Origin of the sequence: Rhodobacter sp. SGA-6-6, assembly GCF_011043545.1 — a bacterium.
In the GTDB taxonomy this organism is placed as follows: domain Bacteria; phylum Pseudomonadota; class Alphaproteobacteria; order Rhodobacterales; family Rhodobacteraceae; genus Pseudogemmobacter.
On record NZ_JAAKGP010000011.1, the window covers coordinates 13,366 to 29,640 of the forward strand.

The window sequence follows — 16,275 nt, forward strand, 5'->3', positions numbered from 1 at the left end:
GCCGCGCCACTCTTCCCGGCCCGGCCGGCGGCGTCAATCCCGGCGGCCCGTCCGCGACGCCGCAGGCGGCAAGACATTTCAAGCTTGAAATTTCTCGCCGGAAGCCCTATGGCTGGGGCAAGAGGAACGGGGCGGCCGCCCCGCGGGAGAGGATGCCGATGACCACCGATTTTGCCGCGACCCGGGCGATATTCGACCTGCCCGAGGGGGTGATCTACCTCGACGGCAACTCGCTGGGGCCGATGCCCAGGGCCGCCGCCGCGCGGGTGGCCCATGCGGTGACCGAGGAATGGGGCAAGCTCCTGATCCGCGGCTGGAACGCGGCCGGCTGGATGGAGATGCCGGCGCGGGTGGGCGACCGGATCGCCCGGCTGGTGGGAGCGGAGCCCGGCTCGGTCGTCATGGGCGACACCCTGTCGATCAAGGTCTACCAGGCGCTGGCCTCGGCGCTGGAGATGAACCCCTCGCGGAAGGTGATCCTGTCCGACACCGGCAACTTCCCCTCCGACCTCTACATGGCCGACGGGCTGGTGCGGACCCTCGGCGAGGGCTACGCCCTGCGCACCGTCGCCCCGGAAGAGGTGGAGGCCGCGATCGGCCCCGACGTGGCGGTGCTGATGCTGACCGAGGTCGACTACCGCACCGGGCGCAAGCACGACATGGCGAAGCTGATCGCCAAGGCCCATGCGGCCGGCGCGCTGGTGGTCTGGGACCTCGCCCATTCGGCCGGGGCGATCCCGGTGCATCTGGCCCGCGACGGCGCCGATTTCGCCGTGGGCTGCAGCTACAAGTATCTGAACTCCGGCCCCGGCGGCCCGGCCTTCATCTATGTCGCGCCGCGCCATCAGGCGGTCGCGCGCCCGGCCCTTTCGGGCTGGCTGGGGCATGAAGCGCCCTTCGCCTTCGATCTCGACTACCGCCCCGGCCATGGCGTCGAACGGATGCGCGTCGGCACCCCGCCGATCCTGCAGCTGGCGGCGCTGGATGCCGCGCTGGACATCTGGGACGGCGTGGAGATGGAGGACCTGCGCGCCGCTTCGCTGGCCTTGCAGGACCGCTTCATCGCCGGGGTGGAGGACGCCTGCCCCGACCTGGTGCTGGCCACGCCCCGCGACCACGCCATGCGCGGAAGCCAGGTGTCGTTCCGTCACGCCGAGGGCTATGCCATCATGCAGGCGCTGATCCATGAGGGCGTGATCGGCGACTTCCGCGCCCCCGACATCCTGCGCTTCGGCTTCACTCCCTTGTATATCGGCGCGGCCGAGGTCGACCGGGCGGTGGAGATCCTGTCGCGGATCATGGCGACCCGCGGCTGGGACCGGCCGGAGTTCAAGGCCCGGGCCCGGGTGACCTGATGGCCGCCCTGCCGCCCAGCCTGCCGCCGGTCTGCCGCCCTGCGGGCTGGGTCGCCATCTGGCGGCGGCTGGGCAATCTGTCGGTGCTGAACCGGAGGGCTGAACTTTCCCCTTGAAGCCTTTAGATTCACAGGAGAAAGAGACATGACCAAACTACCCGACCCCGCCTCAGACGGCGCCCAGATGTCCTTCGACGGGCGGATGTCCTATGGCGACTATCTCGCCATCGACCAGATCCTGACCGCACAGAAGCCGCTCAGCACCGCGCATGACGAGATGCTGTTCATCATCCAGCACCAGACCTCCGAGCTGTGGATGCGGCTGGCGCTGCACGAACTGGACGCCGCCCGCCGTTGCGTGGCCGAGGACCGCGCCCGCGAGGCCTTCAAGATGCTGGCGCGGATCGCCCGCATCTTCGAGCAGTTGAACAACGCTTGGGACGTGCTGCGGACGATGACGCCCGCCGACTACACCACCTTCCGCGAAAGCCTGGGCCAGTCCTCCGGCTTCCAGTCCTGGCAATACCGGCTGATCGAATATGCCGTGGGCAACCGCAACCTTGCGATGCTGAAGCCCCATGCCCACCGGCCCGACCTGCTGGCGAAGCTGGAGGCGGAACTGGCGCGGCCCTCGCTTTACGACGAGGCGCTGCGGCTCTTGTCCCGGACGGGCTTTGCGGTGCCGGAGGCGGTGCTGACCCGCGACCTGCGCCAGCCCTGGGCCTTCGACGAGCGCGTGCAGGAGGTCTGGGCGCAGGTCTACCGCAATCCCTCGGCGCATTGGGAAGCCTATGAACTGGCTGAGAAGCTGGTGGATTTCGAGGACTACTTCCGCCGCTGGCGCTTCAACCACGTCACCACGGTGGAACGGGTGATCGGCTTCAAGCGCGGGACGGGGGGCACCTCGGGCATCGCCTATCTCAAGCGGATGCTGGAGGTGCAGCTGTTCCCCGAACTCTGGTCGCTGCGGACGGCGCTGTAGGCACTCTCCAGCCGGGCGGGAGAAGAGGCACCGCCTCGCCCCCGCCCGCGCCCAGCGGTTCGACCGGAGACCTGTCAACCCGAGACCGGGAAGACCGGCGCCGCCCCGGCGGGCCCGGCTGGTCTATGGAAATGATGCTTTGGGACGAAAGCGGTGGCCGTCGCCAGGACAAGAGCGCGGACAGACCTTTCCCGTTCACGAAGCCGTCATCGGCGGGCGGTCCGCCGCCCGCCGGCCCCGCGGCGGTTTGACGCTCCTTCCGGCCTCGGCTAGTGTCGCCCCCGTGAATCCGGGAGCATTGTTCCCGGAATGGAAACCTGTGAGCCCAAGCATGATCCTGACCGGCCGCCTTGCCCTTTCCCCGCTGCTCCGAACGCCGGCCTTCGCGCTGGCCGCGGCCCTGCTGCTGGCGGGCTGCGTCGACCCGATCACCGGGCAGCCGGCCGGCACCCCCGCCGCCGCGGGCCCCGAACTGCCGAAGCCCGAGGACAATGTCTACGTGGCCAAGTCGGACGGGCAATACACCGTCCCCGCCCTGCCGGTCGAACAGATCCCCGAGGCCTACCGCCGCCAGGTCGTGGCCTACACCACCGAACAGGCCCCCGGCACCATCATCATCGACCCCAGCCAGCGCGTGCTCTACTACGTCCTCGGCAAGAACAGGGCGCTGCGCTACGGCATCGCCGTCGGGGCCGAGGGCTTCGGCTGGTCGGGCGAGGCCATCGTCGCCAACAAGAAGCACTGGCCGACCTGGACCCCGCCGAAGGAGATGATCGCGCGCAAGCCCGAGCTGGCGAAATGGGAGAACGGCCAACCCGGCGGCCCGACCAACCCCTTGGGCGCGCGGGCGATCTACCTGACCTCGAACGGCGTGGACTACGGCTACCGCATCCACGGCACCCCGGAGTGGAAGTCGATCGGCCGCAACGCCTCCTCCGGCTGCTTCCGCATGATCAACCAGGACGTGATGGACCTGTTCGAGCGGGTGAAGGGCGGCGAGAAGGTGATCGTGCTGACCTCGAAGGGCGAGATGCCGAACGGCCTCAACATCCCGAAACCGCCGGCGGTGAAGAAGAAGGCCCCGGCCGCCGCGCCGGTGGTGGCGCCGCCGCTGGCCGTGCTGCCGCCCCCCAGCATCGTCGGCGGACCTGCCGCGCCGGCCGCCCCGTCGGCGGAGCCCGCCGCGGCCCCGGCGACTGCGCCGGCGGTGCCGGCCCCCGCCGCCGATACGCCGCCCGCCGCCGTGCCGGAGGCCCCGGCGGCCGCGCCCGAACCCGCCGCCCCGGCCTGCCCGGTGCCGATGGTCGACGGCGCCTGCCCGCAGGACTGACGGAACATCTCCAAGGCCCCGAAGATCGCGCGATCTTCGGGGTGATTTCCGCGCGGAAATCGCCGTTACAACAGCCGCCGCAACGGCCCCCGGTTGCAGAAGATCACGAACTGTCCGGCATTCTCGACCAGCGAGAAGCCGCGCCGTCTTATCTCGGCCATGAAGGCCGCGCGGCCGACATACCGCTCCACATCCCGCACCTGCCGGCGGATCACCGCGCCGTCGCGTGCGGCCTTCGAGGCGAACAACTCGCCGAAGAACTGGTCCTGGGAAAGGGGCGGCAGGGCGGACATGAGGCCCATGCTGGCCGCAAAGGGTTGACGAAACCTTGACGCTACTCCGCCGCCAGCCGCTTCTTCCGCCCCTCGGCCCAGTCGGTGCAGGCGCGGCCGAAGGCCTCGAACAGCGGGCGCGACACCGGGTCCTCGCCCGCCCGCCATTCCGGGTGCCATTGCACCGAAAGGGTGAAGCCGGGCGCGTCCCTGACATGGATCGCCTCCGGCGTGCCGTCCGGCGCGATGCCCTCGACCACGATCCGCGGCCCCGGCCGGTCGATGCCCTGGCCGTGCAGGGTGTTGGTCATCACCTCCGCCGCGCCCATCAGCCGGTGGAACACCCCGCCCTCGGTGAAACGCACCGCATGGCGCAGGGCGAACTGCTCTTCCAGCGTGCCCTCGGGCGGCATCCGGTGGTTCATCCGCCCCGGCAACTCGCGGATTTCCGGGTGGAGCGAGCCGCCCATGGCCACGTTCACCTCCTGGAAGCCGCGGCAGATGCCCAGGAAGGGCTGGCCGCGGTCGACGCAGGCGCGGATCAGCGGCAGCACCACCGCATCGCGGCCGCGGTCGAAGGCGCCATGCGCCGGCGTCTCCTCGGCGCCGTATTCCGAAGGATGGACGTTCGGCCGGCCGCCGGTCAGCAGGAAGCCGTCGCAAAGGCCCAACAGGTCCTCGACCGAGACATAGCGCGGGTCGGTCGGGATGATCAGCGGCAGACAGCCCGCCACGTCCGCCACCGCCTCGGAATTCATCGTGCCGCTGGCATGGACGAAATAGCGGTCGTTCATCGCATGGGAGTTGCCGATGATGCCCACCACGGGGCGACGGCTGGTCAGGCAGGACATGTCCGGGGTCCGGCAATGGTGACTTTCGCGGGCAGGATAACCCCCCGGCGCGGCAGGGTGAAGGGGCTGATGCGGGCCGCGACGCACAGGCCGGTTGCGCTGGCGCAGGGGCTCACCGGCTCGTGACTTGCCTTCCAGCGGGGGGAAGCTGCGAGACGGAGCGGAGCACAGGAAAGGACCCCCGATGAAACGGATCATGCTTGCCGCCTCGCTGCTTGCCGCCCTCGCCCTGCCCCTGCCGGCCGAGGACGCGCCGGCCGCGATGGACCATTCCGGCCATGGCGCCGCCGCTGCCGCCCCTTCGACCGAGGCCTTCGCCGCCGCCAATGCCGCGATGCACGAGGCGATGGCGATCGACTACAGCGGCGATGCCGATGTCGATTTCATCCGCGGCATGATCCCGCATCATCAGGGCGCGGTGGCGATGGCCCGGGTGGTGCTGGAGCACGGCAAGGACCCGGAGGTGCGCAAACTGGCCGAAGCGGTGATCGCCGCGCAGGAGGCGGAGATCCGGTGGATGCAGGAGTGGCTGGCGGACCACGCGCCCTGAGCCACGCCTCCGAGTTCTCCTGCCGTCTGCCCGGGAGCGGGAGGATCGTCCCCATCCTTGCCTTTCGCTCTCGGGCAAGCCCCCGCCCCGCAGGCAAGGTCGGCATCCGGCACCGCAAGCCCGCCAGCCCGCCGGACTTGCGTGCCATATCGGCGGGCGAATGCCCCCAACGTCGCCCAAGGGCGTCTGGCCAAGAGCGGCGGTCAGGGTCGGGCCACCTGCCCGAGCGCGGATCGCCTCCCCCGCGATGCCCGCACTCCGCCCTTGCCCTCGCTCTCGGCCAAGTCCTTGCCCGCAGCCGGGTCGGCATCCGGCGCCGGAAGCCCCGTCGACCCGCCGGAGCCGAAGGTTCGGAATACTCCATCCCGCTGCCTCCCCCGTCGCTTTCAGGCAGGCATCCCGCGCAGCCCGCCCATAGCCTGCCCGGCATGACACGCGCCCCCTCCCCCGCCCGGCCGCAGCCGAGGCCGCTGCTCGGCATCGGGCTGATGCTCGCCGCCATGGCGATCCTGCCGCTGATCGACGTGCTGGCGAAGTTCCTCGGCCAGGCCGGGCTGCCGATCCTGGTGGTGGTCTGGGCGCGGGCGCTGTTCGGGGCGCTGATGGTGGCGCCCTTCGCCTTCCGCGCCGCCGGGCGCCGGGCGCTGCTGCCGGAGCGGCCGCTCTACCACAGCCTGCGGGCGCTGCTCCTCTACGCCTCCACCTGGTTCTTCTTCACCGCGCTGACATACCTGCCCATCGCCGATGCGCTGGCGATCTTCTTCGTCAATCCGCTGGTGGTCACCCTGCTCTCCGCCCTGGTGCTGGGAGAAAGGGTCGGCCCGCGCCGGTGGGCGGCGGTGGCGGTGGGGTTCCTCGGCACCATGATCATCATCCGCCCCGGCCTGGTGGAACTGAACCCCGGCACCCTGCTGGCGCTGCTGGCGGGGACCAGCCTCGGCAGCTATTTCGTGATGACCCGCGCCCGCGCCGTGCACGACGACGCCAATGTGATGACCTTCCAGACCAGCGCCATCGGCACCCTCGGCCTGACGCTGCTGCTGCCGCTCGGCTGGCAGATGCCGCAGCCGCAGGAATGGCTGATGCTGCTGGGGGTCGGCATCATCGCCACCGCAGGGCATCTGCTGATCACCCGCGCCTACGAACAGGCCGAGGCCTCGCTGCTGGCGCCCTTGGCCTTCACCGAGATCGTGGTGGCGGTGCTGGTCGGCTGGTGGTTCTTCGGCGACTGGCCCGACCGCTGGACCCTGCTCGGCGTGGCGGTGCTGATCGGCTCGGCCGTCTACATCTCGCTGCGCGAGCGGCGGGTGCGGAAAATCTCCCCTTCACAGCCGCCCGCAAAAGCGGCATCCGGGGGCTGAACCCCGGGTCCCCCAACCGATGCCGCAGCCCGCCCCTCCGCCCCGCCTTTCCGAGATCCTCGCCGCGCTGGCCGGGGACGACAGCCGCGACCGCATCTCGGTCCACGACATGGTGGAGACGATGCGCGCCCGCGCCTTCGGGGCGCTGCTCCTCATCTTCGCCTTCCCCAACATCCTGCCGACGCCGCCGGGGACCGCCGGAATCCTCGGCCTGCCGCTGATCTTCCTGTCGGCGCAGATGATGCTGGGGCTGGACCCCTGGCTGCCCGGCTTCATCGCCCGGCGGTCGATGGCGCGCAGCACCTTCCAGGCGCTGGTGGCGCGGATCGAGCCCTGGCTGCTGCGGGCCGAGCGGCTGCTGCGGGCGCGGATGCAGGTCCTGGCCCATCCGCGGGCGCAGCGGATCCTGGGGGCGCTGTGCCTGATCGTCTCCATCGCGCTGGTGCTGCCGGTGCCCTTCGCCAACATGGCCCCCTCCATCGCGCTCTGCCTGATCGGGCTCGGGGTGCTGGAGCGCGACGGGCTCTGGATCGTCCTCGGCGTGCTGGCCGCCTTCGGCTCGCTGGTCTATGTGGCGGGGCTGGCCTATGCGCTGGTGAAATCGGTGGTCTTCCTGCTGATGAACGCGTTCTGAGGTCCGATTTTTCAGCGAAAAATCGAAATCTTACGCCCCCGCCGCGACCACCTTCGCCGCCGCCTCCAGCGCGCCGGCCCCGTGCGGCAGGTCCAGCGCCTTCAGCCCGGCGTCCATCACCGCCAGCGCCCCCAGCGTCATATGGGCGTTGACATGGCCCATATGCGCCACCCGCAGCGCGCCGTCGCTGGCCGGGTCCTCCGGCGTCGCCATGCCGAGACCGATGCCCAGGGTGACGCCCGCCCTGTGCTCGCACCATTCCCGCAACCGGGTTGCCTGCGGCGCTCCGAAGCGCGCCGCGGTGACCGAGCGGCCGCGCCAGTCGGGATCGGCGACGTTCATGGCGATCTGCGGGTTGCCCCGGCCCCAGGCGTCGAAGGCGGCCCAGACCGCACCGGCCAGCACCTCGTGGCGATGCCAGACGGCCTCCAGCCCCTCCTCGTGCACCAGCATGGTCAGCGCCTCGCGCAGCCCGTAAAGGTGCGCGGTCGGCGCGGTGCCGTCCCAGAGGTGCCAGAATTCGTCCGAGGCGCCGGGGATGCGCGGCCCCCACCGCCAGTAGGGGCTGGCGAGGTCGCCCTCGCCGCAGCGCTGCCGCGCGGCTTCGGTGAACCAGACGAAGGCCAGGCCCGGCGGGGTCATCAATCCCTTCTGGCAGGCCGCCACGGTGACATCGACGCCCCATTGGTCCATGCGGAATTCGTCGCAGCCCAGCGAGGCAATGCAGTCCACCGCGAACAGCGCCGGATGACCCGCGGCGTCGATGGCGCGGCGCAGGGCGGGGATGTCGTTGCGGATGGTGGTGGCGGTGTCGACATGGGTGGTCAGCACGGCCTTGATCCGGCCCTCGCGGTCGGCCCGCAGCGCCGCCTCCACCTGCCCCGGATCGGCCGGGGCCTGCCGGCCGAAGTCGAGGACATCGACCTCCACCCCCAGTTGTCTTGCGTGGTTGGCCCAGCCATGGCCGAACTGCCCGGTCGCCAGCACCAGCGCCTTCTCGCCGCGCGAGAACAGGTTGGCCGTCGCCGCCTCCCACCCCGCATGGCCGTTGCCGATCCAGGCCGCGACATGGCCCGAAGTCCCGGCCAGCGTCCGCAGATCGGGCCAGAGGCTTTCCACCAGGTCGAGCAGCCCGCCCTCGTAGATGTTCGGGCTGCCCCGGTGCATCGCCCGCTGCACCCGGTCGGGAATGACCGAGGGGCCGGGGATGGCAAGATAGGGCTGGCCGTTGGCAAGGGTCATCGCGGGCTCCTCTCCGTTCGCCGGACATGGCTAGGCCGGATCGGGGCGCGGTGCAACCGGGGGGATTGGACGGGTTGCACGGCTTGACCGGGCGGGAGAAGGCGAGGCACTGCCTCGCCCCCGCCCGTGCGCGACGGCAGCACCCCGGAGACGGTGCGGCACGAGACCCCGAGAGGCCAGCGCCCGACCCGGCGGGCGAGAAGCGCCCGCCGAGGGCGGGGCGGGCGCTGGCCGGGCCTTTGGGGACCGGCCGGACAAGGTAAAGCGTTGCGCTGTGGCGAAGGCGATGGCCTTCGCCAAGGCAAGGAACGGAGCGGCGGGGTGAACCCCGCCCTACCACGGGTTCACCCCGGCGGGCGCCTTGCGCCGGGACGACGGTCGGGGACTCCTTGAGACCCGCGCCCCGATCCGCTACACCCGTGCCACCCCAGCGGAGGCCCGACTTGGCCGAGACAGACCCTGCCCCGACCCGCCTCTTCCGCCGCTACTGGCGCGATTTCCTCGGCCGCCGCTGGAAGATGCTGGGGCTGGCGATCCTCGTCTCGGTGGCCGAGGGCTCTACGCTCGGCGCGCTCTCCTGGCTGCTGGAGCCGCTCTTCGACCAGGTCTTCGCCTCGCGCTCCACCACGGCGCTGGCCTGGGTCGGCACCGGCATCCTCGCGCTCTTCCTGTTCCGGGCGCTGACCTCGATCCTCGGCCGCCACCTGATCGCCCGGCTGAACCAGGAGACCGCCGCCGACATGCAGGCCGCGCTCCTCGGCCACCTGCTGACGCTGGACGGCGGCTTCTTCCAGGCCAACCCGCCCGGCAGCCTGATCGAGCGGGTGCAGGGCGATACCGTCGCCGCCCAGGCCGGGATGCAGCTGGTGGTGGCCGGGATAGCCCGCGATGCGGTCTCGCTGATCGGGCTCTTCGCCGTCGCACTCTCGATCGACCCGCTCTGGACTGCCGCCGCGCTGGTCGGCGCGCCGCTGCTGCTGCTGCCCGCGCTCGGCCTGCAACGCTACATCCGCCGCAAGACCCTGCAGATGCGCACCGAATCCGGCCTGCGCGCCACCAGGCTGGACGAGATCTTCCACGGCATCGCCCAGGTCAAGCTGAACCGGATGGAGGGCTACCAGGCCGCGCGCTTCCGCCGGATCCTGAACCGCATCACCCGGGCCGAGGTGAAATCCGCCACCGGCCGCGCCGCGATGCCGGCGCTGGTCGACATCGTGACCGGCCTCGGCTTCTTCGCCGTCCTCATGCTGGGCGGCCGCGAGGTGGTGGCGGGCACCCGCACCACCGGCGAGTTCATGGCCTTCTTCACCGCCATGGCGCTGACCTTCCAGCCGATCCGCCGCCTGTCCGACCTGGCCGGGCAATGGCAAATCTCCCGCGCCTCGCTGGAGCGGCTCTATGCGCTGTTCGACCGGCACCCGCAGGCCAGCCGCCCGGCGCAGAGCCGCGCCCTGCCCGCCGCGCTGCCCCCGGCCATCGAGTTCCGCGCGGTGGACTTCGGCTACGACGCCACCCCGGTGCTGCGCGGCCTGACCTTCACCGCCGAGGCCGGCAAGGTCACCGCGCTGGTCGGCGCCTCGGGGGCGGGGAAATCCACCGTCTTCCACCTGCTGACCGGGCTGGCCGAGCCGCAGGGCGGGCAGATCCTGCTCGGCGGCGCCGACGTGACCGGCATGACCCTGGCCGACCAGCGCCGCCACTTCGCCGCCGTGGCGCAGGAGGCCGCGCTCTTCGACGAGACCCTGCGCGAGAACCTGATCCTCGGCCGCGACGGCATCGGCGGGGAAAGGCTGGCCGCGGCGCTGGCCGATGCGCGGGTGGACGAATTCCTCGCCCGCCTGCCCGCGGGGCTCGACACGCCCGCCGGCCCCCGCGGCTCGGCGCTCTCCGGCGGCCAGCGCCAGCGCATCGCCATCGCCCGGGCGCTTTTGGCCGATGCGCCGGTGCTCCTCTTGGACGAGGCCACCTCGGCGCTGGACGCCGCCTCGGAGACCGCCGTCACCGAGGCGCTGGCCCGGGCGCAGCAGGGCCGCACCACGCTGGTCATCGCCCACCGGCTGGCCACCGTCCGCGATGCCGACAGGATCGTGGTGATGGACGAGGGCCGGGCGGTCGAGACCGGCAGCCATGACCAGCTTCTGGCGAAGGGCGGGCTTTATGCCCGTCTCCACGCCCTGCAATTCCGCGATTGAACGCCTATATGGAGCCTGTCCGGCAAAAGTGGAGCCCGGTTTTGCCGAAAGACAGGCGACCACCACAGACTGTCGGCAAAGGGGTGCGACGATGATCGGCGAGGCGATGGAAGGACGGGCGGTCTGGCGGCTTTCGGGCAGCGACGTGCTGCCCTTCCTGCAGGGGCTGGTGACCAACGACGTGCTGCCGCTCGGCCAGGCGCCGGGGCTGGTCTGGGCGGCGCTGCTGACGCCGCAGGGCAAGTATCTGGCCGATTTCTTCCTCGCCCGCCTGCCCGGTCAGGACGACATCCTGCTGGACCTGCCGGAGCCGATGGCCCAACCCGTGCTGAAGCGCCTCCAGATGTATCGCCTGCGCGCCGATGTGCAGATCGCCCCCACCGCTTTGCAGGTGACCCGCGGGCTCGGCGAGCCCCCCGAGGGCGCCCTGCCCGACCCGCGCCACTCCGGCCTCGGCTGGCGGCGCTATGGCGATGCCCCGGGCACGGCGCCGGCGACCGACTGGGACGCACTGCGGGTGGAACTGATGGTGCCGGAATATCCCGCCGATCTGGTGCCCGACGACAGCTACATCCTGGAGATGGGCTTCGAGCGGCTGAACGGGGTGAACTTCCGCAAGGGCTGCTATGTCGGGCAGGAGGTCACCGCCCGGATGAAGCACAAGACCGAGCTGAGGAAGGGCCTGGTCCGCCTGTCCATCGACGGCGAGGCCGCCCCCGGCACCCCGATCACCCTGCCCGACGGGCGCGAGGCGGGACGGTTGGGAACCTCTGCCGGGGGCTTCGCGTTGGCGCATATGAGGTTCGACCGGATGGAAGGGGAATTGCGGGCGGGGACGGCCCGGCTGGCGGCGATCCGAGGCCGCTGAAAAATACGGCAAAAGCTCTGCCGGAATGTTGAAATTGCCTGCGCCACCCCCATATGTCGCAGGCTGCTTGCGCTAACGAACACCAGATATCGTGGCCGGAGGAAGCAGCCATGCGCCAGACGCAAGGCTGTCATTCCAAACCGGAAACCCCCGAATCGTGTTCAAATCGTTACAAGCGCAGGGCGAACAGAAAAGACAAGACCAAGGATTTCGCTGATGCTCGACTCCATCGACAGCACGGCCTTCAACTTCGAGCAAGGCCAGCGGGCGCGCAAGCTGTTTGCCGCCGTGGTTCTGGCGGCCCTCGACGACGCCATCGCCGACGACAAGAAATATGGCAACGGTCCTGACCAGATCGCCCGCTGGGCGCGGTCGCGCGACGGCCGCGAAGTGCTGTCCTGCGCCGGCATCGACCCGAACGAGCGGGTGGTGAAGGGGCTGATGGAATTCGTCTCCAAGGGCGTGCGCACCTCGGTGGCGCTGAGCCGCGAGGAATCCGAGCGCCGCCACGCGCTGGAAGCCGAACAGGCCGAAGCCGCCTGAGCCGGTTTTCCCGGCCGAAGAAAAAGGCGCGCCCCTGCGGCGCGCTTTTTCATTTCGGAGGCTTGGGAATGCCTGCGTCGCCCGGGGCGCACCGCAGACCTTCGACCCCCGACTTTTCGTCGAAAAGTCGATGGCGCCCGGACCTCCGATTACTCGAATTCCCGCGCGGTCAGGGCGCGGTTGATCTCCACCCGCACCAGCTTGCGCACGTTGCGGGTGATCCTTTCTCCCAGCGTCCCGGCCAGTTCCTCGCGGATGATGTCGCGGACGATCTCGCGCAGCATCTCCTCGTCGATGCCGGTCTCGCCGTCGAAGAGGCCCGGCCCTTCCGCCGCAGTCTCCGGCTCCGCCGCGGGCGGCACCACCGTCTCCGCCCTGGCCGCCGGAGTCTCGTCCAGTTCGGCCCGCACCGCGGCCTCGGCACGGTCGGCCCAGGCGCGGGCCAGCGGCTCTTCGGTCAGCTCGGGCTTGCGGGGATGGGCGACGAAGGCGACCGGCTCGGGCTCCACCCAATCGGTTTCCTCCTGCACCCAGTCCAGCCCCGGCACCTCCTGCGCCGTCCAGTGGCCATGCAGCGGCGCCGGCCCGGCGGCAGGCTCCACGGCTTCGGTCTCCTCGCCGGCCGAGGCCCAGAGAACCTCGCCCTCGCCCGCCGTCAGGCCGGAGGCGGCATCCGCCATCCCGGCATCGTCGTAGACTTCGTCATAGGCGTCATCCGCCGGGGCGATGGCTGCGGGGGCGGTTTCCTCAAGCGCGGGCGCATCGGCCAGATCGGCCAGCGCCGCCGTCTCCGGCTCCGGCCAGGCCGGCGCGGCGGCCTCTTCCGGTTCCGCCGACACCACCCGCAGCGCGGGGGTCAGCAGCAGCTTCCCGGCCTCGGCCTTCGCCTCCGGCGCGGCGGCCATGGCGGCGCGGGCCGGGCGCAGGTCTTCCGAGACCAGCCGGCGGATGGAGGACAGCACATCCTCGATCTCATGCGAAGTCAGGGGTTCGGACATGTCGCTCTGCCTGCCGGTCTTGTGTGTTTTGCCGGGCACCATAGCCAGAACCGCCCCGCGTGACAAGAAATTGGCGCAAGACCCGTCAAGGATTGGTTAAAATCGGGGCAGAGAGGCGACAGGGCGGAAACGGTCCGCCCCGTCTCAGCGGGATGGCCCCCCGCTCAGTCGCCGATCTTCTTCAGGATCTCGTCCAGCTTCTTGCCGCGGCTGGTGTGCGACGGGGCGGTCTTCACCGCATCGTAATAGGCCTTGGGGTCGTAGGTCGGGATGCCCAGATTCAGATGCTCCACCGTCAGCAGGCCCATGCTGGCCAGCACCTGGTAGACCGCGACATAGCGGCCCGCCTCGGCCTGCAGCCGCGAGGCGCGGGCGTCCAGCAGTTCCTGCTCGGCGTTCAGCACGTCCAGCGTGGTGCGGGCGCCCAGGGTCGCCTCCTCGCGCACGCCCTCGAAGGCCGCCTGCGCCGCGCGGATCTGCCGGTCCGAGGCCTCGATGGAGGCCGCATAGACCGCCAGCGCGGCCCAGGCGTTGCCGACGTTCTGCAGCACGTCGACCACGGTCTGGCCCAGGCCGGCCCGCGCCCGGTCCTGCCCGGCCAGCGCCTTGCGGTAGCGCGCCGAATTGGCGCCGCCGGCATAGAGCGTCTGGTTGAAGTTCAGCCCCAGCCGCTTGGTCAGGTCCTCGTCGTCGTTCCAGCCGACCGAGGCCCCCAGGCCCAGCGTCGGCTTCATGGCGGCATCGGCCAGGCCGACCTGCGCCTCTGCCACCGTCACCAGCTCCTGCGCCTGCAGCACCAGCGGATGGCTGCGCCGCGCCACCGCCTGCGCCTCTTCCAGCGTCTTGCCGATCCTCGGCGCCGGCGGCAGCGCCGCCAGCCGGCCCGGATAGGCCCCGGTCGCGGCCTTGTAGGCCTCGCGCGCCACCATCAGGTCGCCCTGCGCCGCGGCAAGGTTCGACCGGGCCGCGGCCAGCCGCGCCTCGGCGATGGAGACATCGGTCCGCGTCACCTCGCCCACGTCGAAGCGGTCCTGCGCCGCGCGCAGTTCCTGGGTGATCAGCCGCACGTTCGATTCGCGCAAGGTCACGATCTGCTGGGTCAGCTGCACGTTGACATAGGCCGAGACCGCCGCCAGCAGCACCTGCTGCTCCACGTTCACCAGCGCGTGCCGGGTGGCAAGCACGGTATGCTCGGCGATGCGGATGCCGAATTCGCGGCGGCCGAAGTCCAGCAGCACCAGCTCGGCCGACAGCGTGGCCGAGTTGACCAGGCTTTCGTTGGTCGTGCGCACGCCGAGCAGGTTCAGGCCCTCGCTGTAGGTATAGGCCGTCGATCCGACGAAGTTGATCGTCGGCCGCAGCGCAGAGATCGCGATGGCCACGTCCTCGTCCGCCGCCCGCAGCACGGCCTGGTTCTGGTCGAGGAGATGCGAGTTCTTGTAGGCCGCGATCAGCGCATCGGCCAGCGTCTCGGCGCTGGCCTGAGCCGCTGACAGGGCAAGGGCCGCCGTGACCGTCACTGCCCGCAGGAGTTTCCGCATTGATCCGCCTTCCTGTTTCGCTGGCCCGCCCGGCCTATACGGCCGGCGCCGGCCTTTCCGTCGGCACTTGCGCGCCCCTTGGCCGGGGCGCGGCTCTCATCACAGAACGAAGCTGCGGGCGCGGGCGAAGCCCGGCAGCAGCGGGGCCGCGGCGTTGAAGGCGAAGCGCCAGTCGATCCGCCCGCCCTGCTTGATGCCGGCCTTCACCGTGCCGAGCGCGCCGTCCATGAAGACGGCGGCGATGCGGCCGCCCTCCTTCAGCTGGTCGGCCAGCGCCTGCGGCAGGGTCTCGATCCCGCCCTCGACGGTGATCACGTCGTAGGGGCCGTGCTTGGCCGCGCCGGCGGCCAGCGGCCCGGCCACCACCACGGCATTGTCGACGCCCTCCTCCGACAGCGCCCGCTGCGCCTCGGCCGCCAGCTCGGTATCCTCCTCCACGGCGACCACCGTATCGGCCAGCCGGGCGATGACGGCGGCCGAGTAGCCGAGCCCGCAGCCGAGATCGAGCACGATCTCATGCGGCTGGATGTCCAGCGCGTCCAGCATCTTGGCCAGCGTCCGCGGCTCCAGCACCACCCGGCCGGGGGCGATCTCGACGTTCTCGCCGACATAGGCCGCTTCCTGGCGGTCGCGCGGCACATAGACCTCGCGCGGGACCTGAAGCATGGCGTCGATGATCGGGAACTTGGTCACGTCCGAGGGGCGGACCTGGGTGTCCACCATCATCATCCGGCGGGAGGCGAACTCGCTCATTCTGAACCCTTCGGTTTAGATCGTGTCTTGTGAATGTATAACCGCAGCCCCTGCCCGGGGGCAACAGGCTTGCTTGCCGCCTTTGTGCCGCAGATGCCGGGGGATTTCCAGCCCCGGCGGGCAGGTCCGCGCGGAAACCGCGCTGCCGCCAACCTTCCGTTAAGGAAACTGCGGCAGGCTGCCCGGATCGGACGCACGCAACAGAAGGGGCGACGGATGACGATGACCTGCCTTGCCGACGAACTGGCCGAGATCAGGGCCGAGATCCTGCGCCTGCGGCGGCGCGAGGCCGCGCTGCGCCAGGCGCTGATCGCGGCGCCCGCGGCCGGGCGGCTCGGCCGCTGGCACGAGGCGGAGGTGAGTTTCCGCAAGCGGCTGGTGTTCAACCGCTGGCTCCTGCCCGCCGAAGTCCGGCAGGACCCCCGCTGCTGGGAGGACCGCCCGTCGCATCTGGTGACGCTGCGCCCGGTGCAGGCCGGTCCGAAGCCGCGGCCGGGCTGGCCGATCCGGCGCGACCCCCCCCCGGCCTCGCGCTGCACTGAGGCGGCTTCCAGAAGGAGCGCCTTGCGGCGCAAGCCTTTCGTCTCGCCTCTGCGCGCAAGCGCGCAACCGGCTCGGGCGTGCCTCCGGCGGGGATATTTGGAGGCAGGTGAATTGCAAGAAGTGCTCTTCTTCAAATTCACCTGCTGCAAATATCCTCAGGGGGTTTGGGGGCAGAATGCCCCCATCAGGCGACAGCAGCCCCATGAGACTCCGCCGGCCACCACGAAAAGGAATGCGGCGGCAGCCGCACCGCCGGATCGC

At 70.7% G+C, this 16,275-nt stretch carries 15 protein-coding genes; 9 read left to right on the top strand and 6 right to left on the bottom strand.

Annotation, left to right across the window (positions count from 1 at the left end; genetic code table 11):
• The first annotated feature begins 158 nt into the window (after window positions 1–158).
• The 3 genes from kynU (at window position 159) to G5B31_RS16525 (ending at window position 3,666) form a co-directional block, all read left to right on the top strand.
• Window positions 159–1,355 (top strand): kynureninase, encoded by a 1,197-nt coding sequence (gene kynU / locus G5B31_RS16515; protein WP_165019310.1) that lies wholly within the window; start codon window positions 159–161, stop codon window positions 1,353–1,355.
• A gap of 144 nt (window positions 1,356–1,499) precedes the next feature.
• Entirely contained in the window at window positions 1,500–2,336 is an 837-nt protein-coding gene (gene kynA, locus G5B31_RS16520) for a tryptophan 2,3-dioxygenase (RefSeq protein WP_165019311.1), read from the top strand.
• 331 nt (window positions 2,337–2,667) lie between these two features.
• Window positions 2,668–3,666, top strand: coding sequence for a L,D-transpeptidase (locus tag G5B31_RS16525; protein ID WP_165019312.1), 999 nt, complete (start codon window positions 2,668–2,670; stop codon window positions 3,664–3,666).
• 65 nt (window positions 3,667–3,731) lie between these two features.
• On the opposite strand, the gene G5B31_RS16530 is transcribed toward G5B31_RS16525, so the two are convergent.
• Window positions 3,732–3,959, bottom strand: a complete 228-nt coding sequence (locus G5B31_RS16530; RefSeq protein WP_165019313.1) for an N-(5'-phosphoribosyl)anthranilate isomerase — start codon at window positions 3,957–3,959, stop codon at window positions 3,732–3,734.
• Between the two features lie 41 nt (window positions 3,960–4,000).
• On the bottom strand, window positions 4,001–4,789 hold the full coding sequence (locus tag G5B31_RS16535; protein ID WP_165019314.1) for a gamma-glutamyl-gamma-aminobutyrate hydrolase family protein: 789 nt from the start codon (window positions 4,787–4,789) through the stop codon (window positions 4,001–4,003).
• A gap of 184 nt (window positions 4,790–4,973) precedes the next feature.
• Between G5B31_RS16535 and G5B31_RS16540 the strand changes: the two genes are divergently transcribed.
• From G5B31_RS16540 to G5B31_RS16550, 3 genes are all read left to right on the top strand, one after another.
• Complete coding sequence (locus tag G5B31_RS16540; protein ID WP_240904465.1) at window positions 4,974–5,339, top strand: DUF305 domain-containing protein; 366 nt, start codon at window positions 4,974–4,976, stop codon at window positions 5,337–5,339.
• A gap of 428 nt (window positions 5,340–5,767) precedes the next feature.
• A complete protein-coding gene (locus G5B31_RS16545; protein WP_165019315.1) occupies window positions 5,768–6,700 on the top strand; it encodes a DMT family transporter in 933 nt (310 codons plus the stop codon).
• 19 nt (window positions 6,701–6,719) lie between these two features.
• Entirely contained in the window at window positions 6,720–7,334 is a 615-nt protein-coding gene (locus tag G5B31_RS16550) for an exopolysaccharide biosynthesis protein (RefSeq protein ID WP_165019316.1), read from the top strand.
• Between the two features lie 30 nt (window positions 7,335–7,364).
• Here the strand turns inward: G5B31_RS16550 and G5B31_RS16555 are convergent, their stop codons facing one another.
• Window positions 7,365–8,576: an alanine--glyoxylate aminotransferase family protein gene (locus G5B31_RS16555; protein ID WP_165019317.1), complete on the bottom strand. Its 1,212-nt coding sequence runs from the start codon at window positions 8,574–8,576 to the stop codon at window positions 7,365–7,367.
• A 518-nt stretch (window positions 8,577–9,094) separates the two neighbouring features.
• Here G5B31_RS16555 and G5B31_RS16560 point away from each other — a divergent pair.
• From G5B31_RS16560 to G5B31_RS16570, 3 genes are all read left to right on the top strand, one after another.
• The gene (locus G5B31_RS16560) at window positions 9,095–10,768 is read left to right on the top strand and encodes an ABC transporter ATP-binding protein (protein ID WP_165019377.1); all 1,674 of its coding nucleotides are present in this window, start codon (window positions 9,095–9,097) and stop codon (window positions 10,766–10,768) included.
• A 91-nt stretch (window positions 10,769–10,859) separates the two neighbouring features.
• Window positions 10,860–11,636, top strand: a complete 777-nt coding sequence (locus G5B31_RS16565; RefSeq protein ID WP_240904466.1) for a folate-binding protein — start codon at window positions 10,860–10,862, stop codon at window positions 11,634–11,636.
• 216 nt (window positions 11,637–11,852) lie between these two features.
• Window positions 11,853–12,179 (top strand): DUF6280 family protein, encoded by a 327-nt coding sequence (locus tag G5B31_RS16570; RefSeq protein WP_165019318.1) that lies wholly within the window; start codon window positions 11,853–11,855, stop codon window positions 12,177–12,179.
• 149 nt (window positions 12,180–12,328) lie between these two features.
• Here the strand turns inward: G5B31_RS16570 and G5B31_RS16575 are convergent, their stop codons facing one another.
• The 3 genes from G5B31_RS16575 to G5B31_RS16585 all read right to left on the bottom strand — a co-directional run bounded on the left by G5B31_RS16575 (window position 12,329) and on the right by G5B31_RS16585 (window position 15,471).
• Window positions 12,329–13,177: a hypothetical protein gene (locus G5B31_RS16575; protein WP_165019319.1), complete on the bottom strand. Its 849-nt coding sequence runs from the start codon at window positions 13,175–13,177 to the stop codon at window positions 12,329–12,331.
• A 164-nt stretch (window positions 13,178–13,341) separates the two neighbouring features.
• Window positions 13,342–14,718: a TolC family outer membrane protein gene (locus G5B31_RS16580; RefSeq protein ID WP_165019320.1), complete on the bottom strand. Its 1,377-nt coding sequence runs from the start codon at window positions 14,716–14,718 to the stop codon at window positions 13,342–13,344.
• A 99-nt stretch (window positions 14,719–14,817) separates the two neighbouring features.
• Complete coding sequence (locus tag G5B31_RS16585) at window positions 14,818–15,471, bottom strand: protein-L-isoaspartate O-methyltransferase (protein ID WP_165019321.1); 654 nt, start codon at window positions 15,469–15,471, stop codon at window positions 14,818–14,820.
• Window positions 15,472–16,275 lie beyond the last annotated feature (804 nt).